19 protein-coding genes and 1 pseudogene are annotated in these 21293 nt (G+C 73.5%); 10 read left to right on the top strand and 10 right to left on the bottom strand.

The window, feature by feature from the left end:
* Positions 1-69: 69 nt before the first annotated feature.
* The 3 genes from PSH03_RS05580 to PSH03_RS05570 all read left to right on the top strand — a co-directional run bounded on the left by PSH03_RS05580 (position 70) and on the right by PSH03_RS05570 (position 3317).
* Positions 70-1020 (top strand): TIGR03557 family F420-dependent LLM class oxidoreductase, encoded by a 951-nt coding sequence (locus PSH03_RS05580; RefSeq protein WP_238688467.1) that lies wholly within the window; start codon positions 70-72, stop codon positions 1018-1020.
* Positions 1021-1093: 73 nt separating this feature from the next.
* Positions 1094-2725, top strand: coding sequence for a RecQ family ATP-dependent DNA helicase (locus tag PSH03_RS05575; RefSeq protein ID WP_210785219.1), 1632 nt, complete (start codon positions 1094-1096; stop codon positions 2723-2725).
* 88 nt (positions 2726-2813) lie between these two features.
* Positions 2814-3317: a hypothetical protein gene (locus tag PSH03_RS05570; RefSeq protein WP_238688466.1), complete on the top strand. Its 504-nt coding sequence runs from the start codon at positions 2814-2816 to the stop codon at positions 3315-3317.
* On the opposite strand, the gene PSH03_RS05565 is transcribed toward PSH03_RS05570, so the two are convergent.
* Positions 3307-4767, bottom strand: a complete 1461-nt coding sequence (locus PSH03_RS05565; protein WP_441005693.1) for an MFS transporter — start codon at positions 4765-4767, stop codon at positions 3307-3309. The genes PSH03_RS05570 and PSH03_RS05565 overlap by 11 nt on opposite strands.
* A 172-nt stretch (positions 4768-4939) precedes the next feature.
* On the opposite strand from PSH03_RS05565, the gene PSH03_RS05560 reads away from it, so the two are divergent.
* The 3 genes and pseudogenes from PSH03_RS05560 to PSH03_RS05550 all read left to right on the top strand — a co-directional run bounded on the left by PSH03_RS05560 (position 4940) and on the right by PSH03_RS05550 (position 6744).
* Positions 4940-5701 (top strand): TetR/AcrR family transcriptional regulator, encoded by a 762-nt coding sequence (locus tag PSH03_RS05560; RefSeq protein ID WP_210785222.1) that lies wholly within the window; start codon positions 4940-4942, stop codon positions 5699-5701.
* A 9-nt stretch (positions 5702-5710) separates the two neighbouring features.
* A pseudogene (locus PSH03_RS05555) lies at positions 5711-6253 on the top strand (cupin domain-containing protein); the annotation flags it as partial.
* Between the two features lie 344 nt (positions 6254-6597).
* A complete protein-coding gene (locus PSH03_RS05550) occupies positions 6598-6744 on the top strand; it encodes an AraC family transcriptional regulator (RefSeq protein WP_238688465.1) in 147 nt (48 codons plus the stop codon).
* A 154-nt stretch (positions 6745-6898) separates the two neighbouring features.
* Here PSH03_RS05550 and PSH03_RS05545 read toward each other — a convergent pair whose 3' ends face one another.
* From PSH03_RS05545 to PSH03_RS05510, 8 genes are read right to left on the bottom strand one after another with little or no spacing between them, the layout of a single operon-like run.
* A complete protein-coding gene (locus tag PSH03_RS05545) occupies positions 6899-7882 on the bottom strand; it encodes a DNA topoisomerase IB (protein WP_210785224.1) in 984 nt (327 codons plus the stop codon).
* Entirely contained in the window at positions 7866-8819 is a 954-nt protein-coding gene (locus PSH03_RS05540; RefSeq protein ID WP_238688464.1) for a glycosyltransferase family 9 protein, read from the bottom strand. The genes PSH03_RS05545 and PSH03_RS05540 overlap by 17 nt, the downstream gene beginning before the upstream one ends.
* Positions 8816-9517, bottom strand: a complete 702-nt coding sequence (locus PSH03_RS05535; protein WP_210785226.1) for an SDR family oxidoreductase — start codon at positions 9515-9517, stop codon at positions 8816-8818. The genes PSH03_RS05540 and PSH03_RS05535 overlap by 4 nt, the downstream gene beginning before the upstream one ends.
* Positions 9514-10974, bottom strand: a complete 1461-nt coding sequence (locus tag PSH03_RS05530; protein WP_210785227.1) for a PfkB family carbohydrate kinase — start codon at positions 10972-10974, stop codon at positions 9514-9516. The genes PSH03_RS05535 and PSH03_RS05530 overlap by 4 nt, the downstream gene beginning before the upstream one ends.
* Before the next feature lie 40 nt (positions 10975-11014).
* Positions 11015-11731: a D-sedoheptulose-7-phosphate isomerase gene (locus PSH03_RS05525; RefSeq protein ID WP_210785239.1), complete on the bottom strand. Its 717-nt coding sequence runs from the start codon at positions 11729-11731 to the stop codon at positions 11015-11017.
* Complete coding sequence (locus tag PSH03_RS05520) at positions 11728-12945, bottom strand: glycosyltransferase (protein ID WP_210785228.1); 1218 nt, start codon at positions 12943-12945, stop codon at positions 11728-11730. Before PSH03_RS05520 ends, PSH03_RS05525 begins: the two co-directional genes overlap by 4 nt.
* The gene (locus tag PSH03_RS05515) at positions 12930-13904 is read right to left on the bottom strand and encodes a glycosyltransferase (RefSeq protein ID WP_210785229.1); all 975 of its coding nucleotides are present in this window, start codon (positions 13902-13904) and stop codon (positions 12930-12932) included. Before PSH03_RS05515 ends, PSH03_RS05520 begins: the two co-directional genes overlap by 16 nt.
* Positions 13901-15577: an HAD-IIIA family hydrolase gene (locus PSH03_RS05510; RefSeq protein WP_238688463.1), complete on the bottom strand. Its 1677-nt coding sequence runs from the start codon at positions 15575-15577 to the stop codon at positions 13901-13903. Before PSH03_RS05510 ends, PSH03_RS05515 begins: the two co-directional genes overlap by 4 nt.
* 174 nt (positions 15578-15751) lie before the next feature.
* Between PSH03_RS05510 and PSH03_RS05505 the strand changes: the two genes are divergently transcribed.
* The 3 genes from PSH03_RS05505 (at position 15752) to PSH03_RS05495 (ending at position 18094) form a co-directional block, all read left to right on the top strand.
* Positions 15752-16180: an SRPBCC family protein gene (locus PSH03_RS05505; RefSeq protein WP_307850602.1), complete on the top strand. Its 429-nt coding sequence runs from the start codon at positions 15752-15754 to the stop codon at positions 16178-16180.
* Positions 16177-17178 (top strand): SDR family oxidoreductase, encoded by a 1002-nt coding sequence (locus PSH03_RS05500; RefSeq protein WP_238688462.1) that lies wholly within the window; start codon positions 16177-16179, stop codon positions 17176-17178. The genes PSH03_RS05505 and PSH03_RS05500 overlap by 4 nt, the downstream gene beginning before the upstream one ends.
* 148 nt (positions 17179-17326) lie before the next feature.
* Positions 17327-18094: a polyprenol monophosphomannose synthase gene (locus PSH03_RS05495; protein ID WP_210785233.1), complete on the top strand. Its 768-nt coding sequence runs from the start codon at positions 17327-17329 to the stop codon at positions 18092-18094.
* 23 nt (positions 18095-18117) lie between these two features.
* Here the strand turns inward: PSH03_RS05495 and PSH03_RS05490 are convergent, their stop codons facing one another.
* Complete coding sequence (locus PSH03_RS05490; protein WP_238688461.1) at positions 18118-19725, bottom strand: phytoene desaturase family protein; 1608 nt, start codon at positions 19723-19725, stop codon at positions 18118-18120.
* Positions 19726-19797: 72 nt separating this feature from the next.
* Between PSH03_RS05490 and PSH03_RS05485 the strand changes: the two genes are divergently transcribed.
* On the top strand, positions 19798-21231 hold the full coding sequence (locus tag PSH03_RS05485) for an aldehyde dehydrogenase family protein (RefSeq protein ID WP_238688460.1): 1434 nt from the start codon (positions 19798-19800) through the stop codon (positions 21229-21231).
* Positions 21232-21293 lie beyond the last annotated feature (62 nt).

Genomic DNA, 21293 nt, shown 5'->3' with positions numbered 1-21293 from the left:
GGGTGTGGTCCCCCGCGACCGGGGTACGGCTCTTGCCATCAGCAGGTCCGCGTGCCGAAGGGGTAAGCCATGAAGATCGGATATTTCCTGTCCAGTGAGGAGTTCACGCCAGCCGAGTTGCTGGAGCAGGCGCGCGGTGCCGAACGGGCCGGCTTCGAGGCGCTGTGGATCTCCGACCACTACCACCCCTGGGTGGACGCACAGGGCCAGAGCCCGTTCGTCTGGTCGATGATCGGCGCGCTCAGCCAGGTCTGTTCGCTGCCGGTGACCACAGCGGTGACCTGCCCGACAGTGCGGATCCACCCGGCCGTGATCGCGCAGGCGGCGGCGACCAGCGCGGTGCTGCACGGCGGGCGCTTCGTGCTCGGCGTCGGCACCGGCGAGGCTCTCAACGAGCACATCTTCGGCGACGCCTGGCCGCAGGCCGACGTCCGGCTGGAGATGCTGGAGGAGGCAGTCGAGGTGCTGCGCGCGCTGTGGGGCGGTGGCTTCGTCAACCACCACGGCAAGCACTACACAGTGGAGAACGCCCGGATCTACACGTTGCCCGACTCTCCCCCGTCGATCTACGTCTCCGGCTTCGGGCCGAAGTCCATCGACCTGGCCGCGCGGATCGGTGACGGCTACGTGAGCACGATGCCCGACGGCGAGATGGTCCGGCGCTTCCGCGAGAACGGCGGCGGCGACAAGCCGTGCCAGGCCGGCTTCAAGGCGGCGTACGCGGACAGCGAGGAGGAGGGGCTGCGCATCGCGTACGAGCGCTGGCCGAACGCGGGGGTGCCGGGTGAGCTGTCCCAGGTGCTGCCCTCGCCGCGGCACTTCGAGCAGGCTGCCGAGTTGGTCAAGCCGGAGATGCTGAAGGAGGCGTTCGTCTGCGGCAACAGCGCCGACGCCCACCTGGAGATGATCGACCAGTACGCCAAGGCCGGTTTCGACGAGGTCTACGTGGCCAACACCGGCCCGCACTACCAGGGCCTGTTCGACCTCTACCAGCGCGAGGTCCTGCCCCGCCTGCGCTGAGTCGGACATCAACGAGCCCATGATCGTCCGAATGCGTTTCGGCGGTCATGGGCTCGGGTACCTCCGGCCCTCGATGAAACTGTCCACGCACTCGATGACGTTGCGCCGCGCGGCCCGCAGCCTTTTCGGCTGGAAGGCGCTACGGCCCAACCAACTGGCCGCCATGCGCGCCGTGATGAAGCGACGCGACGCACTAGTGGTGCTGCCCACCGGCGCCGGCAAGTCGGCGATCTACCAGATCCCGGCCAGCCTGATCCCCGGCCCCACAGTGGTGATCTCCCCACTGCTGGCCCTCCAGCAGGACCAGATCGCCTCCCTCAACGAGCGGCAACGCCCGGAGCTGCGGGCGGTGCGGATCAGCTCGAACGAGTCGCCGACCCAGCAGGCCGAGGCGATCACCGAGATCCGCGAGGGCCGGGCCGAGTTCCTCTTCATCACCCCGGAACAGCTCAGCAACCCGGACCGGATGGCCGAGGTCGCCGAACTGAAGCCGGCACTGGTGGCGATCGACGAGGCGCACTGCATCTCCGCGTGGGGGCACGACTTCCGCCCCGACTACCTGGCGCTCGGGCACCTCATCGACGGCATCGGCCGACCGCCGGTGGTCGCGCTGACCGCCACCGCCTCCCCTCCGGTACGCGACGACATCATCGCCCGGCTGCGACTGCGCGAGCCGGAGGTGGTGGTCTCCGGACTGGACCGGCCGAACCTGTTCGTCGAGGTCGCGCACTGCCCCACCGAGGACTACCGGTGGCGGCGGCTGATCGCGCTGCTGAGCGACGACGAGCGGCCCGGGATCATCTACGTGCCGACCCGTCGCGCCGCCGAGGAGCTGGCCACCCGGTTGACCGACGCCGGCTACCCGGCGCAGTTCTACCACGGTGGGATGGCAGCCGGCGCACGCCACGAACTGCACGAGGCGTTCCTCGCCGACCAGGTCCCCATCATGGTGGCGACCTCGGCGTTCGGCATGGGCATCGACAAGCCCAACATCGCCTGGGTGGTGCACATGGCGCTGACCGACTCACCGGACAGCTACTTCCAGGAGATCGGCCGGGCCGGCCGCGACGGGCAACCAGCCCGGGTGCTGCTGCTCTGGCAGGCCGAGGACGTGGGCCTGCAACGGTTCTTCAGCGGCGGCCTGCCCGACGTCGACGAGCTGCGCGACCTCGCCGCGCTGCTGCGTCGCGAGCCGGCCACCAAGACCGAACTGCGCGAAACCACCGGCCTCGGGCCGCGCAAGCTGGGCCAGTACCTCTCCCTGTTGGAGCAGGTCGGGGCGGCCGAACCGCGCGCACGACAGCGCATCGGCGCGCCCCGTTACTCCCCCACCCCGACCGACGCCGCCGCGGCGGCGCTGGCGGAGGCGGAGCGCCAGCAGACCGTGACCCGGTCCCGCACCGACATGATGCGGGCCTTCGCCGAGACCCGGGCCTGCCGGGGGCAGACCCTGCTGGCCTACTTCGGCGAGCAGATGACGCAGGTCTGCGGCCACTGCGACAACTGCCACAACGGCACCAGCGTGGCCGACCAGGGCGCGGTGGGTCCGTTCCCGGTGCACAGCCAGGTGCGGCACCCGGAGTGGGGGTCCGGCATGGTGCTCTCCTACGAGGAGGACAAGATGACGGTCCTCTTCGAGGAGGTCGGGTACAAGACGTTGTCCGTGCGCGTGGTGTCCGAACAGGGCCTGCTGACCCTGGACTAGCCTGACCCGGGCGCCGCTTTCGGGCCCGGTGGATCGACCAAGCAGAGCACCGATTGACCAAGCAGAGCAGGGCGGAAGGGGCGTTGTCGTGATCGAGCAGCCGGCGTACACCGGGTTCGGTTTCTCCGACGAGGAGTGGGGGCTGCTGGTCGGCCTGCCGCAGTCGGTGCTGACCGCGGCGAGCGCCGCCGAGTCCGACGGCACCCGCCGGACCATGGCGGAGACCGCGGCCGGGCTGGAGACCATCGCCGCCGGCCGGGAGTCGGCCAGCCCGCTGGTCGCCGCCGTGGCCGGCGAGATCGTCACCCGGGTCGGTGACCCGGACACCGGCGAGGAGTTGCCGGTCATCGCGCCCGCCGACCCCGGGGCGTACATCGACGACGTGCTGCTGCGGGCCGGTGAGGCCGGCGCGTTGCTGGCCGCGCGGGTCGACGAGGGTGAGGCCGGCGCGTACAAGCACTGGCTCGTGAAGATCGCCGAGCAGGTGGTGGGCGCCGCGTCCAGCGGTGGGCTGCTGGGCATCGGCGGCGAGTCGGTCAGCGACTCCGAACGGCGTTTCCGCGACCGGCTCGCGCACGTGCTCATCGACTGACCGACGACAACGACGTGTCGGCCGGTCGGACGCCGCGCAGCGCGACCAGCGCGGTGACCGCGCCCAGCAGCATCACCGCCATGGCGGCGTACGCGGCCAGGTGCAGCCCGTCGGTGAACGCGACAGCGGCGGCGTGCCGCACCGCGTCGGCCAGCTCCGCCGGCAGTTCCTGGGCGACCGCGAGCGCACCGCCCAGGGTCTCCCGGGCCGCGGCGGCGGTGTCGGTGGGCAGCCCGGCCGGCAGGCCGTCGACGATCTCGCGGTGGTAGACCGCAGCGCCCACGCTGCCCAGGATCGCCATTCCCAGCGCACCGCCCAGCTCGCTGCTGGATTCGGTCAGCGCCGACGCGACACCGGCCTGCTCGGGCGGTGCAGCGCCGAGGACCAGCTCGGTGACGAGGGACATCACCATCACCAGGCCGGCCGCGTAGACACTGGCGCCGACGAGCAGCAGCCACAGCGGCGTCTCCGGGGTGACCCGGGTCAACACCACGAAGCCGACCAGGGCGATTCCGAACCCCGCCCCGATCAGGTACGCCCGCTCGACGCGCTGGGCGAGGGCGGCGGCGGCCGGCGCGACTCCGCCCACGGCGAGGGACGGCACGAGGCTCCAGAGCGCCGCCCGCAGCGGGCTCAGGCCGAGCACCAGTTGGAGGTGCTGGGTGGTGAAGATGGCGAAGCCGACGATGGCGAACATCGCCAGCAGGTTGACCGCGAGCGACCCGGCGAAGCCGCGACGGCGGAACAACGCGAGGTCGACCATCGGGTACGCCCGGGTCCGCTGTCGGTGCAGGAAGAGCGCCCCCACCAGCAGACCGCCGACGATGGCGAGGACCCGCACCGGGCTCAGGCCGTCGCGGGCCATCTCCTTGATGCCGTAGATCACCGGCAGCAGCGCGCCGAGCGACAGTGCCGCGCTGACCAGGTCGAACCGCCCGGTGGCCGGGTTGCGGAACTCGGGCACCAGGAGCGGGACGAGCAGAAGCAGCATCAGCATCGCCGGGATGTTGATCAGGAAGATCGAGCCCCACCAGAAGTACTCCAGCAGGATGCCGCTGAGCACCGGACCGATCGCGATGCCACCGGTGAGGGTGGCGGTCCAGATGCCGATGGCGGTGCCGCGCTGCCCGGCGTCGTGGAACATGTTGCGCACCAGTGCGAGCGTCGAGGGCATCAGGGTGGCACCACCGACGCCGAGCAGGGCCCGCGCGGCGATCAGCGTCGCGGTGCTGTCGGCGTACGCGGCCAGCAGCGACGCCGCGCCGAACGCGGTGGCGCCGATCAACAGGAGTCGGCGTCGGCCGATCCGGTCACCCAGGGCGCCCATGGTGATGAGCAGCCCGGCCAGCACGAAGCCGTAGATGTCGAAGATCCACAGCTGTTCGGTCGCGGTGGGGCGCAACTCCGCGCTGATGAACGGGACGGCGAAGTAGAGCACCGACACGTCCATCGAGACCAGGAGCAGCGGCAGCATCAGCACCGTGAGCCCGATCCACTCCCGCCGGCCCGCTCGCGGTGCCGGTGTGGTGGTGACCGTCATGACCAGTTCTCCTTCTGCGTAGGGCGTACGCTGTTATGCGTAGACCATACGCAGAACTAGGATGGCGGGGCAAGGAGGAAATGTGGCGGCGAAGACAGACGACAGCGGGCCCGAACTCCCGCCGGCCATCGAGAGCGCCTGGGGGCTGCGGGAGCGGCAACCCAAGGGCCCACGGCCGGGAATGAGCGTGCCCGCCATCGTGGACGCCGCCGTACGCGTGGCCGACGCCGACGGTCTGGCGGCCGTCTCGATGAGCCGGGTGGCCAAGGAGCTGGGCGCCGCGACCATGGCCCTCTACCGGTACGTCGGCTCGAAGGACGAGCTGCTCATGCTCATGGTGGACACCGGGTACGGCCCATCCCCCGGGCCGCCCCCACCCGAGGACGACTGGCGCGCCGGCCTCACCCGTTGGGCCTGGGCCGAGCACGAGGTACTGCGGCAACGCTCCTGGCTGCTGCACGTGCCGATCAGCGGCCCACCGATCACCCCGCAGCAGCTCGGCTGGATGGAGGACGGGCTGCGCTGCCTCGACGGCACCACGCTCGGCGAGGGCGAGAAGATGTCGGTGCTCCTGCTGATCACCGGCTACGTCCGCAACGAGGCCACCCTCACGTCGCAGATCGCCGAGGGCAGCCGGGCGGCCGGCGTCGAGCCCAGCGAGATGATGCCGGCGTACAGCCGGCTGGTGACCCGGCTCATCGACCCGGCCCGCTTCCCCGCGCTGCACCGGGTGCTGAGCGCCGGCGTGCTCACCCAGGACGACGACCCCGACGACGAGTTCGCCTTCGGCCTGGACCGGATCCTCGACGGCGTCGAGGCGCTGATCCGACGCCGGGCGGGCTGAGGGAGCCCCATGCTGCCGAGACACACCATCGACACCACGGTCCTGCCACCGGGCGAACGGTTCGGCATGTGGCTGGACCTGGTCGCACGTACCTCAGCGCCGCTGCGCATCCAGTCCGCGCACAGCGACGACTTCGCCGCCCGCGCCGACTTCACCGCTCTCGGCCCGATCCAGCTGGTGCAGTACGAGTACCCGTCGCTGGACGCCACCCGTACCCGGAAGCTGGTCCGTCAGTCCGACCCGGAGCTGTACATCCTCGCCCTCACCACCGGCGGCCTCGGCACGTCCAGCCAGGACGGTCGCCGCAGCGAGATCCTGGCCGGCGAGTTCACCTTCTACGACGCGTCCCGGCCGCACGTCGTCTGCCACCACGCGACCGAGCCCGAGCGGAACCAGGCCACCTCGATCATCACGATGATCCCGCACGCCGCGCTGCCACTGCCACCACAGCGGATGGCCGCGCTCTACGGCGGCCGGATGTCCGGCAGCGAGGGGATCGGGGCGTTGCTCGCGCAGTTCCTGCTCCAGGTGACCGGGCACCCCGAGCAGTACCACGCCGCCGACGCCAGCCGGCTCGGCGCGGTGGGGCTCGACCTGGCCACCACCATGCTCGGCCGGCACCTCGTCGCCGAGGACGCCGTGCCCACCGAGGTCCGCCGCCGGGCGCTGCTCACCCAGGTCCAGTCGTACATCCACAGTCACCTCGGCGACGCGACGCTCGGCCCGCAGGTGGTCGCCGACGCCCACCACATCTCGGTGCGGTCCCTGCACCGATTGTTCGAGGCCGAGGACGCCACTGTGGCGTCGTACATCCGGGATCTGCGGCTGGCCCGGTGCCGGCGCGACCTGACCGACCCGGCGCTGCGCAGGCAGCCCGTGCAGACCGTCGCGGCGCGGTGGGTTTTTCCGACAAGGCCCACTTCAGCCGGGCATTCCGGGCCGCGTACGGCACCACCCCGCAGGAACACCGTGACAGTGGCTCGGATTTGGCGCGGATCGTCAACCGCCAGGCGTCCACGGTCAACTCGCTGCCGGCAGACTGACACCAACGCGGCCGGCCATCGACTGGTGGGCCGCCAACGGGGGCCGTGGCGAGGCGCCCGCCGCTCGCGCGGCGGGCGGCCGCCCGGTGGCACCCCGCTGACGCCGAGGCTCCGGCTCCGTCGCGCTTCCCCCCAGAATCGCCGACGGGGCCGGTCAGGCCCCCTCCAGCAGCTTCAGGACGACCTGCTCCGCCTCCTCGCGAGGCGCCTGCGGGTCCACCGACGCCACCACCCCGTCGTGGTAGAGGTCGACCACCCGAGGGTCCACGTAGGACGCGCGAGCCACCGTCGGCGTGTTGCCCAGCAGCTCCGCCACCTCACGCATCACGGCGACCACCGCCTTCCGCCGGGCGGTCACCGAGCGGGCCGGACCGGCGGTGGCCAACTCGGTGGCCGCGAGCACCGTGGCGTGCCAGGTGCGGAAGTCCTTCGCTGTCATCTCCCCACCGCTGGCGTCGCGCAGGTAACCGTTGACCTCGTCGCTACGCACGTCGCGCCACTCCCGGCCGTCCCAGTAGCCGAACAGCCGCTCCGCCCGTCGCCGACGACGGCGCAGATTCACCAGCACCTGGCACAGCTCCGGGTCCTCGATCCGGCGTACCTGCTCGATGCCCCCCTTCGCGGGAAACACGAACACCACGCAGCCGCTCCGGGACCGGGCATGCTCGGGGCGCAGGGTGGACACCCCGTACGTCGGGTCGTCGCCGTTCGCGTACTGGTCACTGCCGACCCGGAACATCCCCATGTCCAGCAGGCGGGTCACCGTCGCCAGCACCCGGTCCCGGCCCAGTCCACGGCCGTCCAGGTCGCGCCCCACCCGTTCGCGCAGCGCCGGTAGCCGCCGGGCCACCTCCAGCATGTGGTCGAACTTCGCCTCGTCCTGCTTCTCCCGCCACCGCGGGTGGTAGATGTACTGCTTGCGCCCGGCCGCGTCGATCCCGATCGCCTGGATGTGCCCGTTCGGGTGCGGCGCGATCCACACGTCCTGCCAGGCCGGCGGGATGACCAACTCCCGCAGCCGGGCCAGGACATCCGGATCCCGCACCGGAGCCCCGGACGAGTCGACGAAGAGCCAACCCCGTCCGCGCCGACGCCGTCCGTACCCCGGTCGACCCGGGTCGCTACGCCGCAACCGCACCGGAGACCCGCACCACCCTCTCCACCTCGGCCACGGCGGCCAGCACCTCGTCAAGGCGCAGAGCCGCCATCGTCGGGTGGCTTCCTACCCCATCCCACCTGGACCAATCCGCCTCGCCGGCCCAGAGCACCCGGTGCCGTGGCCGGTCCGGTGGTGGCCCCCACAGCGCCGGCGGCACCGGCCCGAAGAGGACGACCGACGGGGTGCCGTACCCGGTGGCCAGGTGAGCGACCCCGGTGTCCCCGCTGACCACCAGCCGGGCGTCGGCCACCAGCGCGGCGAGCGCGCCCAGGTCGGTCCGGCCGGCCAGCACAGCCTCCGAGCTCAGGCCCGCCGCCTCGGCCACCCGGGCCGCCAGCGCCCGTTCGTCGGCCGAGCCGGTGAGCAGCACCCGGTGCCCCTGGTCGGTCAGTGCCCGGGCCAGCGCGGCGAACCGCTCGGCGGGCCACCGCTTGGCCGGGATCTTGCTGCCCGGGTGCAGCACCGTGACGCCGCTGGGCAGCCCCGCCGAAGGGGTCCGACGCAGGCTGAGGTCGGCGCGGTCGGCCGGGATGTCGTACCAGGACAGCAGCCGGCACCACCGGTCCACCTCGTGCTCGTCGACAGCCCAGCGCGGGCCGTCGGCGCAGCCGGCGTCCGGGCTGGCGAAGGCGAGCAGCCGACCGGGCCGGGTGGCCGCGAGCAGCCGGTGCGACTGCGGGCCGCGTCCGTGCAGGTTGACCGCGACCCGCGGGGCCGACTCCACCCGGAGAGGGCGATCCAGCCCTGCGGTGTCCACCAGCCGGTCGACGCCGCCGACCAGGTCGACCAGCGGGGCCAGCCAGCCGGGCGCGGCGAGCGCCAGCTCCCGCGACGGGTACGCGGCCCGAAGCGCCCGCAGCGCGGGCACCGCGGTCACCAGATCGCCGACGCCGAGGGCGCGCAGCACGAGGATCACGGGTACGAGGTCTCCTGCTCGGCGCAGACCACCATCTCGCGCACCGCGCAACCGGGCGGCTGGTTGAGCGCGAACATGATCGCGGCGGCGGTGTCGGCGGGCTCGTTGAGGTTCGCGTCCGGCCCCGGCTTGTACTGCGGGTCACGTTCGTCGAAGAACGCGGTGCGCATGCCACCCGGAATGAGCAGGGTGACGCCGACCTGACCGGCCAGCTCGGCGGCGAGGGCTCGGGTGAACCCCACCACGCCGAACTTCGCCGCGCAGTACGCGGTGGCGTCGCTGACCGCCTTGACGCCCAGGGTGGAGGCGACGGTGACGATGCGGCCCCGGGAGGTCAGCAGGAACGGCAGCGCGGCCCGGATCACCGCCGCGGTGGCCAGCAGGTCGACGGCGACGATCCGGTCCCAGGTCTCCCCCGGCAGGTCGGCGAGTCGGCCCGGCACGTCCGTGCCGGCGGCGGTCACCACCGCGTCCAGGCCACCGGCCTGCTCGGCGAGGTGCTGGGTGGCCACCTCGGCGGCACGCGTGTCGGCCAGGTCGCACTCGGTCCAGGACACCCCGTCGGCCGGCGGCTGCCGGTCCAGCACGAGCGGTCGGCCACCGGAGGCGGCCACCGCGGCGACCACCGCGGCGCCGAGGCCGCTGGCGCCGCCGGTGACCAGGACGGTGGGCCCGGCACCGGGCCGCGTGGCGGTCATCGGGTCCGCTCCGCGAGCGTGCGGACGATCAGGTCGGTGGTCGAACGACCGTCCAGATAGGGCACCACGACGGTGTTCCCACCCCAACGGCGCAGGACCTCCGCCTCCGGCAGTGTGGCGTTCGCGTCCCCACCGCCGGTGGCGTAGTCGCCGCCCTTGACCCACACGTCGGGGCGTACCCAGGACAGCGCCGTCTCCGGGGTCGGCTCGTCGAAGACGAGGACCGCGTCGACGCAGCTCAGCGCGGCCAGCAGTCGGGCGCGGTCGCCTTCGGACTGCACCGGCCGGTCCGGCCCCTTCAACCCGGCCACGCTGGCGTCGGAGTTCAGGCAGACGATCAGGCAGTCGCCGAGCTGCCGGGCCGCCTCCAGGGTGGCCACGTGCCCGGCGTGCAGCAGGTCGAAGCAACCGCCGGTCGCCACCACAGTGCCACCCGCGGCGCGTACCTCACCCAGGAGCGTGGCGACGGCGGCGACTCCCACCCGGTCGGCCACCGCAGCACCTCGTGGTACCGGCTGGAGGGCTCGTGGCCCCGGCGCACTCCTGGCCCGCACCGCAGGCGCCGACGGAGGCAGTGCCGTGGCCACTCCCCCACCGGCCACGTACGCGGACGCCTCGGCGACCGCCACCTGCACCGCCTCGGAGACCAGCGCGCCCTGGGCCAGCGCGAGGCTGGCCGCCGCCGCGAACCGGTCGCCGGCGCCGCAGGTGTCCCCCTCGGCGCTACCCGGCGTCGGCACCACCAGCGGCGTCGACCCGGCGTGGCAGAGCAGCGCGCCGTCGCCGCCCAGCGTCACGGCGACCGCGCCGGCCCGCCAGCGCCGCCGTAGCCCCTGGGCGCCCCGGGACGCGGTGGCCAGTCGGGAGGCGCCGGGCAGCGCGGGGACCAGCTCGCGCACCTCGGACTCGTTCGGGGTGGCCAGGTGTACGCCGGGCACGGCCGCCGGGCCGCGCGGATGCGGGTCCCACACCACCGGCGCGCGGGTGGTGGCCAACGCGTCGCGCAGCGCGGGCTGCCGGGCCACCCCCCGGCCGTAGTCGCTCACCAGCACCGCCGACGCCGCGGCGATCACCCGGAGCACCTCATCGGAGGGCTGACCCGGCTCCCCGGACGTGCCGCCCCGGTCGTGGCGCAGCAGCACCCGCCCCCGGGCCCGCAGCCGGATCTTCTCCGGCGTCGCGCCGGAGAGGGCCAGTGGGTACACCTGCACCCCGGCGGCGGCGAGCAGCGCGCTCAGTCGGGCCCCGCCGGCGTCGTCGGCGAGCGCTGTCACCAGCACCACCTCGGCGCCCTGCGCGGCGGCGAACACCGCCGCCAGCCCGGCGCCCCCCGGTCGGTCGGTGGCCACGGTCTCGTCGAGCACCGGCACCGGGGAGTCCGGGCAGAGCCGGTTCACCACACCTTCCACGTCCCGGTCGAGCAGGGTGTCCCCGAGCACCACCACCGGTCCCCTCACGCTTGCCTCCTCATCCTCACGCGTCGACCTGCTGTCCGGCTCACGCGTCGACCTGCTGTCCGGGCCCACCGTCGAGCACCACCTCGACCCCGGTGCGTACCGGCGCGGCGCTCAGCCGACCGGACGGTGCGGGCCCCCCGGGCACGGGGTGGACGACCGCCGGGTCGGCGACCGCCGCCAGCGCGGCGGGCAACTCCTGTTCGAGGTATTCGCAGAGCAGATGGCTGGTCACCAGGTGCAGCTCCTGGACGACCTGGGTGTCCGGGGACGCGACGGCCAGCACGTCGTCGCAGGCGTCGGCGAGCGGATTGGGGGCGACGCCGGTGAGCGCCCAGGTGGTCACCCCGACGTCGCGGGCCGCCTGCGCGGCGGCGACCAGGTTGGGGCTGGTTCCGCTGGTGCTCAGCAACAGCAGGATGTCGCCCGCGCGGCCGTGGGCGCGCACCTGGCGGGCGTACACGTCGGTGTAGCCGTAGTCGTTGGCGATGGCGGTGAGCGCGCTCGTCTCGGCGTGCAGCGCGATCGCGGACAGCGGCTGACGGTCGTCGTGCAGCTTGCCGACCAGCTCGGCGGTGAGGTGCTGGGCTTCGGCGGCGCTGCCACCGTTGCCGGCCACCAGCAGCCGACCCCCGGCGGCCAACCGGTGGGCCAGGTCCGCGCCCCAGCGCGCCAGCTGGCGCTCACACCGTCGGTACGGCACCAGCGCCGCCGCGAGATTCGTCAGGTGGGTGTCGAGCAGGCTGCCCGTCGGCATCAGGCCACCACCCGGGTCGGCCGGCGCACGGCGGCCACCTCGCTGTAGACCTCGACCAGCCGCTCGGCGGTGGCCGCCCACGAGTACCGCTCGCGGGCCCGCTCACGCGCCGCCGTCGCGTACGCGAAACGCCTGATCCGGTCGTCGAGCAACCCCTGGATCGCGGTCGCCAGCGCGCGCGGGTCCCGGGCCGGCACGAGGTCACCTGTCGTCCCGTCGACAACTGTGTCCCGGATGCCGCCCACGGCCGTGCCGACGACCGGCACCCCACACGCCATCGCCTCCAGCGGGGTCAACCCGAACGGCTCGTACCAGGGCGCCGCCACCAGCAGGTCCGCCGAGCGGTACCAGCGGCCCATCTCCTCCCGGGGCACCGCGCCGACCAGGTGCACCCGGTCGGCCACCCCGCACGACTCCGCGAGGGCCCGCAGCCGGCGGGCGTACGGGTCGGTCTCCAACAGCCCCTCGGGTGGGCCGCCGACGACCACGCACTCGGCGTCCGGGACCAGCGCCATCGCGCGGATCACGGTCTGGAAGCCCTTGCGCTCGACCAGCCGACCCACTGTGAGGATGCGGGCTCGTCCGGGTTCCCGGTCGGCGGCCGGCCCGAGCGGGGCGAAGGTGGCGAGGTTGACCCCGGACGGCACCACTGTCATCCGGGACCGGGGCACACCCATCCGGACCAGCTCGCCCACCTCGTCGCGGCACTGCGCGACGATCCGGTCCACCGAGCGGCCCAGCTCCCGCTCGTAGGAGACGCGTCGGGCCGGGCTGGTGTCCTGCACCCCCTGGTAGCGACGCTTCACAGTGCCCAGCGCGTGGTACGTCTGCACCACCGGCACCCCGGTCTGCCTACCGGCGGTCAGCCCGGCCAGTCCGCTCATCCAGAAGTGCGCGTGGATCACCTCGGGCACCCAGTCGCCGCCGCGCCACCGCTCGATCAGCCAGTTGCTGAACTCCCGCATGTGCGGCAGCAGCGCGTCCTTTGCCACCGGCTCGGCCGGGCCGGCCGGCACGTGCACCACGTCGTACCCGTCCGGGCTGCGGACGGTCACCGGCAGGTCGGGCGCGTCGCGGCGGGTGTAGACCCGCACGTCGTGCCCGGCGGCGGCGAGCGCTGCGGACAGCTCCGCGACGTGCGTGTTCTGGCCGCCGGCGTCCTCCCCTCCGAGGACGGCGAGCGGGCTGGCGTGCTCCGAGATCATCGCGATCCGCATACTTCCTCCTCCAGCAGCCGGTCCCAGTCAGCGAGGAAACGGTCGAGGCCGTACCTGTCGCGCGCGGCGGTTCGCGCCGCCGCTCCGGCCTGGCGCGCGGTAGCCGGTTCGGCGATGAACCGGCGGGCGGCGTCGAGCAGGGTGTCGGTCCGGGTGGCGAGCGCCCCCGCCTCCGGGGGCACCGCCATCACCGCCTCGGTGGTGGCGAGCGCGACGACCGGCATGCCGATCGACATCGCCTCGATGAGGCTGAGCCCGAGGGAGGTCCACCGGCACAGGTGCAGGTACGCCCGCCGCCGGGCCAGTTCGGTGTGCATCCGCTCCTGGGGCACGTCGTCGTGGCTGGTGAGCCGGTCGGCGGGCAGCCCGAGGTGGTCGGCCAGGCCGGCGACGCCCATGCCGAACACATCCAGCGGCGCGATCTCGGCGAACTGTGGCAGCAGGTCGGTGCCGGTGACCCGACCTCGCCGTACCGGCTCGTTGATCACCACGGCGAGCCGGTCCAACTCGCCCGTGTAGGACGCGGAGGGGGCGACGATGCCGTGGTCGACCACTGTGGTGCGCGTGGCGCCGGTGTCCCAGAAGATCTGGTTGAACCCGGTGACGTGGGCGATGAGCAGGTCGTCGCGGTCAGCCATCGGGTGGCGGGTGTTCGGCACGTCGCCCTTGGGGGTGTTGTGCTCGACGTAGATCGCGGGAAGGTCGCGGCCGGGGCGGCGACCAAGCCACTGCTCGGCCCGGTCGATCTCCTCGGGGCGTTGCAGGATGACCAGGTCGACGTCAGCGCTCGGCAACTCCTCCGGGCTGACCTCGACCGCGCTGTCCGGCCACGGGTAGGTGCGGGCCCGGCCGAGGCCGTACGGGCCGCGGTCGGGTGTGGTGGGAATCAGGTAGCGATGGCTACCGTGCACGAACGACGTGGTCCAGGAGCCGTGCACGTGCCAGAGCAGGATGTTCATCGGCCGCCACCACCGCTGACGGCGAGGGTCCGGAGCGCGTCGACCACGTCGCCCGGGTCGACGCCACTGAGGCAGGGGTGCCCGGGGACCGGGCAACTGGCCGCCCGGGTGTCCCGGCAGGGAGCGGCGGCGTCGCCGAGGCGGACGGTGGGCACCCGGTAGGGCCCCCACTGGCCGAACGGGACGGTCGGCGCGAACAGACTCACCACCGGCACACCCGCGGCGGCCGCGAGATGCGCGGGCCCGGTGTTGCCGACCACTACCGCGCTGGCGTCCGCGACGATCGCGGCCAGCCCGGCCAGGTCGGTGCGGCCGCCCAGGTCGGTGCCGCCGGCCGCGGCGACCCGGGCGGTGACCGCGCGCTCGTCCGGGCCGCCGGTGACCAGCACCCGGTGCCCGGCGTCGGCCAGCGCCCCGACGATCCGGGTGGCCACCTCGGGCGGGCAGGCCCGGCTCGACGCGGCCGACCCGGGGTGCAGCACCACGTACCCGGGATCGCCGAGGTCGGCCGGGCGCGACGGCACGGCGTCCCGGCGGAGCCGCAGGACCGGTTCGTCGCCGTCGGGCAGCCGGTGGCCGGCGGCGGCGGCCAACGAGAGGGCGCGTTCGGGTTCGGGGACGCCCACCGGCACCCGGTGCCGGATGTCCAGCAGCGCGCCCGGATAGTCGTCGCTGATCGCCGCGATCCGGTCGATCCCGGCCATCCGCAACAGCAGGGCCAGCGGCAGGGCGGACTGGTGGAACGAGGTGAACACCACCGCCTGGTCCGCGCCGACCGCGCCCAGTCGCGCGGACAGGCTCCGCATCGCGTCCGGGTCGACCGGCCCCGGCGCGGGGTCGATCCACGGCAGCGGATGCTCGATGATCTCGTCGACGCCGGGCAACAGCTTGGCGGCGGCCCGACCGCGTGGCCCGCACAGCAGCACCACCCGCTCCGCTCCGGCCGCGACGGCGCGGATCGCCGGGCCGGTGACCAGCACGTCACCCGCCGAATCCGAGCGGACCACGAGCGCCGTCCGTACCGGTTCGGTGGGCGGGTTCGAGGGCTGCACGGCCTGTTGGCGGCGCAGGATCTCCGCCACCGCCGCCGGCAGATCGGTGGCCACCCACCCGGCGGCGGCGACCTCCTCCGGCCGGGTCACCGGGGTGGGCACCAGCACCCCCGCGGCCCCGGCGGCCATGGCGGCGCCGACGTCCCGGCCGATGTCGCCCACGAGTACGCAGCGGGACGGCGTCGTGCCCAGCTCGCGGGCGGCGGCGTACACCAGACCCGGCGCCGGCTTGCGGCAGTCACAGCCGTCGGCGTCGTCGTGCGGGCAGACCAGCCACGCGTCGAAACGGCCCAGCAGTTCCTCGACGCGGGCGTGCACCGCCCGCATCTGCTCACCGGTGAAGTAACCCCGGGCCAGGCCCGACTGATTCGTGACGACCGCCAGCCGCAGCCCGGCCGCGCGCAGCCGGTCCAGCGCCGCCCGCGCGCCCGGCACCGGCCGCACCTTCTCCGGGTCGCCGTTGTACGGCACGTCCTCGATCAGGGTGCCGTCGCGGTCCAGCAGCACCGCGTCGTAGAGCACGTGTCGGGGGCTTGCGACAGACCCCGAACCGGCGCGGTCAGCAGCGGCGTACACCTGGGCTGACCTGCGCTGATACGGATCCTCCTGGTCCTGTCGCACAGCCGGCGGGTTCCCTGCGCCCCGAGGAGTAAACGTCGTCGTCGAGGCGGTGGGCCAGCGCCGCCAGCGGTGCCCCGGGTCGGCCTTACCCGCCGTTCGAGAGAAGCTAACCCGGTCAACTGTTAGCCAGTGCCGTGCTCCGGGTATGGGATCCCGGTGGCGATTGTGGAGAAAGTGATAGACGCTTCCCCGCAGCAGGTGTTCGACGTGCTCGCGGACGGATGGACGTACAGCGACTGGGTGGTCGGCACTGCGCACGTGCGGGACGTGGACGACACCTGGCCCCGGGTGGGCAGCCAACTGCACCACCGTGCCGGGCCGTGGCCGCTCTCCTTGCAGGACGCCTCGACGGTGCTGGTCTGCGAGCCGCCGCACCGGCTCGTGCTCAAGGCCGGGCTCTGGCCGGCGGGCGAGGCGATAGTGGCCTTCACCCTGGAGCCGGTGGGCGACGGCGCCACCCGGGTACGCCTCGGCGAGGACTTCGCGGCGGGCCCGCTGCGGTGGGTCCACAACAAGATCAACGATCTGGTGCTGCACCGGCGTAACCGGGAGACGCTGGCCCGCCTCTCCGACATCGCCACCCGACAGAAGGGGTCACCGTGACCCGGACCGTCGTGGTGACCGGCGCGAGCGCCGGCGTGGGCCGGGCCGTCGCCCACGCGTACGCGGCGCGCGGCGCCCGGCTGGCGCTGCTGGCTCGGGGCGAGGCGGGTCTGGCCGCCGCCGAGCGGGAGTGCCGACTGCGCGGCGCGACCGAGGTGCGGGTGTACCGGGTCGACGTGGCCGACGCGGGCGCGGTGCAGCAGGCCGCCGACGACGTGGTGCACCGCTGGGGCGGCATCGACGTGTGGATCAACAACGCGATGGCGTCGGTGTTCGCGCCGGCGTGGGAGATTCCGGCGCGTGAGTTCCGTCGGGTCACCGAGGTCACCTACCTGGGCACTGTGCACGGCACCCTCGCCGCGCTGCGGCACATGCGGGCGCACGGGCGGGGCACGATCGTGCAGGTGGGCTCGGCGTTGGCCTACCGGGGGATCCCACTCCAGTCGGCGTACTGCGCGAGCAAGCACGCCGTCCAGGGGTTCAACGACTCGCTGCGCGCCGAGCTGCTGCACGACTGCCCGGGGGTGAAGTTGTCGATGGTGCAGCTGCCGGCGGTCAACACGCCGCAGTTCTCCTGGGTCCGCACCCGGCTCCCCCGGCATCCGCAGCCGGTGCCGCCGATCTTCACTCCGGAGCTGGCCGCCCGAGCCATCGTCTGGGCCGCCGACCGCGGCACCAGGGAGCTGAACGTGGGTGGCCCGACCTGGCGGGCCCGGGTGGGCGACGCCCTGTTCCCCGGCCTGCTGGACCGGAAACTCGCGCGCGACGGCTACGACAGCCAGCAGACCGGCGAGAAGATCGATCCAGCGACCTGGCGGGACAATCTGGATCACCCCGGCGATGCGGACACGGACCGGGGCACCACCGGGGTGTTCCGCGAACAGGCGCATGACCGTTCCGCGGCGCTCTGGGTCGGCACGCACAAACCGGCGCTCTCCGGTGTCGCGCTCGCCGTCGCGGCGCTCGCCCTCAGCGCTGTCGCTCGCCGTCGGCGCTGACCAAAACAAGCCTCTGACCAGGGCTTCAACGCCCGCGCGCGGTAGCGACGAGGGTTCGCAACGCCCGGAAGGGGTGCCTCCCTCGGACCGAATCCGGGAACTAGATACCCTTTCCATGACCCTTGTCCGCAAACCGAGGATGACCGACATGATCAAGCCGGTGCAGTTGCCGTCGCCGTGGCGGGACGCACGCCTGACCGTCGTCGTGCCCACGTACAACGAGGCGGGCAACCTCCCGACGCTGGTCGAGCGACTGCTCGCGCTGCCACTGCCGGGGCTGCGCATCCTCGTCGCCGACGACAACTCCCCCGACGGCACCGGGGAGGTGGCCGACAAGCTGGCCATCGAGCACCCCGACCGGGTCGAGGTCGTGCACCGCGCCGGCAAGGAGGGCCTCGGCCGGGCGTACGTGGACGGGATGACCCGGGCGATCGAGGGCGGCGCCGAGTACGTGGCGCAGATGGACGCCGACCTCTCGCACCCGCCCGAGGCGCTGCCGGGGATGCTCGGCGCGCTGCTCTCCACCCAGGCCAGCGTGGTGATCGGTTCCCGGTACGTGCCCGGCGGCGAGCTGGACGAGAACTGGCCGCTCTACCGCCGGGCGCTCAGCGGCTGGGCCAACCTCTACGTGCACACCCTGCTGCGGGTACGCATCCGGGACCTCACCGCCGGCTTCAAGATCTGGCAGGCCGAAGCCCTGCGCGACATCGACCTGGAGCGGGTGCAGTCCAACGGCTACAGCTTCCAGGTGGAGATGCACTACCTCGCGACCAAGCTGGGGCACACCATCCTGGAGGTGCCGATCCGCTTCGAGGAGCGGCGCGACGGCGTCTCCAAGATGACCACCGCGACCAAGGTGGAGAGCGCGCTCATGCCCTTCCGTCTCCGCAGCAAACACCGCAACATCACCCGCTAACAGCGAGGTGGAGGGCCGGGCGGTTAGTCGGGGTAGATGGCGCGGTGGGCGGTGGAGATGGCTGCGGCGTAGGCGCGGCCGGTGAGCGCGCGGTCACGGGCCAGCGCGGCGCGGGCCGCGTTCGCGCCCGGTGAGCCGTGCACGCCGCCACCGGGGTGCGCCGACGCGCTGGCCACGAAGAGCCGGTCCACCGGGGTGTCCGCCCGGCCCAGGCCAGGGATCGGACGCAGGAAGAGCTGCTGGTACGCCGCGGCGGTCCCGCCGCCGAGCGTGCCACCGACCAGGCTCGGGTTGCCCTTCTCCAGGTCGGCCGGTCCGGCCACGTGTCGGCCCACGATCAGGCTTCGGAAACCCGGGGCCGCCGCCTCCAGCACGTCCTCCATCCGCTGCACGTGCCCGGCGACCTCCTCGGCCCGCCAGTTCCGCCGGAACGGCAGATGGGTGTACGACCAGAGCGACTCGGTGCCCGGCGGGGAGTGACTCGGGTCCGCCACCGACATCTGCCCGACCAGCAGGAACGGGTCGCGGGGCAGCTCGCCACGGGCCAGCTCACTGGCGTAGTGGGTGAGCCCGTTCAGGTCCGCGCCGAGGTGCACGGTGCCGGCCCCGGCCAACTGCCGGTTCGTCCAGGGCACCGGCGCGGAGAGCGCCCAGTCCACCTTCAGCGTGGAGCCGTCCCACCGGAAGTGCGCCAGGTCCTCCACGAGCCGGGACGGCAGCGCCGCCGCGCCGACCAGGTCGAGGTAGAGCGCCGGCGCCGGCACGTCGGCGAGCACGGCCCGCCGGGCCCGCCACAGCGCGCCGCCGACGGTCCGGACCCCCATCGCCCGGCCCCGGGCGGTGAGCACCCGGTCGGCCCGGGCACCGTAGATGATCGTCCCGCCGCGCCCCTGTAGCCGATCCACCAGCGCGTTGGTGATCTGCTGCGCGCCGCCGTCGGGCACCGGCCAGCCGACCTGCTGGCCGAGCATGGCCAGCAGCCAGCCGTACACCCCGGAGCCGGCCTCCTCCGGGGAGAGGTCGGTGTGCAGGGCGCAGCCGGCCAGCAGGGCCGGCCCGCCGGGACCGTCGAAGAGTTCGTCGCCAAGTTTGCGGACCGGTACCACGAGCCGGCGCGCGAGTCGCAGCGCACCGGCGACGCGCAACCGACGCAGCAGGCCCAGCCCACCGCGCACCGGCGGGAACGGCGAGGTGATCGCCTCCAGCATCGGCTCGGCCACGTCGAGCCAGTCGGTGTACGCGTTGAGCCAGCGCTTACCGTCGCCGGGGGCGAACTGCTCCAGCGAGGCGGCCGTGACGTCCGGATCCCGATTGATCACCGCGGCTCGACCGTCCGGCAGCAGGTGCGCCAGCACGTCCGGCGAGTGCCGCCAGGACAGCCCGTGTCGGCCCAGGTCCAGGCCGCCCAGCACCGGTGAGGCGTACCCGAGGGGGTAGAACGAGCTGTAGAGGTCGCTCAGGTAGCCGGGCGCGGTGACCTCGGCGGAGCGGACGGCGCCGCCGGGCACCGCTGTCGCCTCCAGCACCACCACGTCCCAGCCGGCGTCGGCCAGCAGGTTGGCCGCCACCAGGCCGTTGTGCCCGGCGCCGACGACGACGGCGTCCGCGCTCTGCGCGGTGGTGGTTGTCATCGGATCCGCCTACCCGGCGCGCAACCGGGCGAAACGCGTTTGCCTCGTCGAGGCCGGGGCATCCAACGCCGCATGTACACGGTTGCGCAGCTGGTGGGCGGGGTGTGGGGTGCGGGCGGCGACGGCGGCGAACTGGTCGTGCGTGATCCGGCGGACGACGCGCCGGTGAGCACGGTGCCGGTGGCCACTGCCGACGAGGTGGGCAAGGCGACCCAGGCGGCCCGCAACGCGGCGTCCCAGTGGGCGGCGACCGCGCCGGCGGAACGGGCGGCGGCGCTGCACCGGGCCGCGGACGCGGTGGAGGCGGTCGTCGAGGAGTTGGCGGCGGCGGTCACCGCGGAGATGGGCAAGCCGTTGGCGGACGCGCGCGGCGGCGTCGAGGCGGGAATCGGCACCCTGCGACAGTATGCGGAACTGGCGCCGCTGCGCGGCGGGCGCACGCTGAACGGCGAGACCGACGCGCTGGACTTCCTGACCCCGCAGCCTCGCGGGGTGGTCGCGGCGATCACCCCCTGGAACGACCCGGTGGCGGTCTCCTGTGGACTGCTCGGCGCCGCCCTGGTGACCGGGAACGTGGTGCTCTACAAGCCGAGCGAACGGACACCGGCGACGGGTTGGCTGCTGGCCCGGGCACTGGACCAGGCGCTGCCGGCCGGGGTGTTGTCGCTGCTCACCGGCGGCCCGGAGGTGGGTGCGGCGCTGGCGGCGCAGGACGTCGACGTGGTGGCCCACGTGGGTTCCACAGCGACCGGGCGGGCGATCGCCGCCGCGGCGGCCCGGACCGGCGCGAAGGTGCTCCTCGAGAACGGCGGCAGTGACCCGTTGATCGTGGACGCGGGCGTGGACCCGGAGTGGGCGGCGGAGCAGGCCGCGCTGGGCGCGTTCGCCAACGCCGGGCAGATCTGCGTGGCGGTGGAGCGGCTCTACGTGCACCGGGAGGTGGCCGACGACTTCGTGGCAGCGCTGGTGAGGCGCGCCGGAGCGCTGCGGATCGGGCCGGGTCGGGACTCGGGCACCGAGCTGGGCCCGCTGGTCGACCGGCGGCACCGGGACCACGTGCACGGGCAGGTGGCGGCCGCGGTGGCGGACGGCGCGCGGATTCGGGTGGGCGGCGAGGTGCCGGACGGGCCGGGGGCGTTCTACCCGGCCACCGTTGTCACCGACTGCCGCCACGACATGCCGCTGGTGCGGGAGGAGACCTTCGGGCCGGTCGCCCCGGTGGTGGTCGTCGACTCGTTCGACGAGGCGCTGCGCTGCGCTGCGGACTCCCCGTACGGGCTGGCCGCCACGGTGTTGACCTCGTCGATGAGTCACGCGCAGCGGGCGTGGCGGGAGCTGCCGGTAGGCACGGTCAAGGTCAACGCGGTGTTCGGGGGGGCGCCGGGGGGTGCCGCGCATCCGCGCCGGGGCAGCGGGCAGGGCTTCGGGTACGGCCCGGAGTTGCTGGACGAGTTCACCGCCACGAAGGCGGTGCACATCGAGGCGCCGGGAGGCGGGCATTGGTGAACGGCGCGGGCGGACGCAGGGGTGGCGCGCCCGCCCGTACCGCGTCGGTTGTGCTCCGGTGC

Origin of the sequence: Micromonospora salmantinae (assembly GCF_022230905.1) — a bacterium.
Classification (GTDB): domain Bacteria; phylum Actinomycetota; class Actinomycetes; order Mycobacteriales; family Micromonosporaceae; genus Micromonospora; species Micromonospora salmantinae.
Note: the sequence above shows the minus strand (reverse complement) of the source record. Positions and strands in the feature narration are given on the sequence as shown.

Coding starts and splice junctions, on each gene's coding strand:
- PSH03_RS05580 (WP_238688467.1), top strand. CDS start 70: ATGAAGATCGGATATTTCCTGTCCAGTGAGGAGTTCACGCCAGCCGAG.
- PSH03_RS05575 (WP_210785219.1), top strand. CDS start 1,094: ATGAAACTGTCCACGCACTCGATGACGTTGCGCCGCGCGGCCCGCAGC.
- PSH03_RS05565 (WP_441005693.1), bottom strand. CDS start 4,767: ATGGACGTGTCGGTGCTCTACTTCGCCGTCCCGTTCATCAGCGCGGAG.
- PSH03_RS05535 (WP_210785226.1), bottom strand. CDS start 9,517: ATGACCGCCACGCGGCCCGGTGCCGGGCCCACCGTCCTGGTCACCGGC.
- PSH03_RS05520 (WP_210785228.1), bottom strand. CDS start 12,945: ATGCGGATCGCGATGATCTCGGAGCACGCCAGCCCGCTCGCCGTCCTC.
- PSH03_RS05515 (WP_210785229.1), bottom strand. CDS start 13,904: ATGAACATCCTGCTCTGGCACGTGCACGGCTCCTGGACCACGTCGTTC.
- PSH03_RS05495 (WP_210785233.1), top strand. CDS start 17,327: ATGATCAAGCCGGTGCAGTTGCCGTCGCCGTGGCGGGACGCACGCCTG.
- PSH03_RS05490 (WP_238688461.1), bottom strand. CDS start 19,725: ATGACAACCACCACCGCGCAGAGCGCGGACGCCGTCGTCGTCGGCGCC.
- PSH03_RS05485 (WP_238688460.1), top strand. CDS start 19,798: ATGTACACGGTTGCGCAGCTGGTGGGCGGGGTGTGGGGTGCGGGCGGC.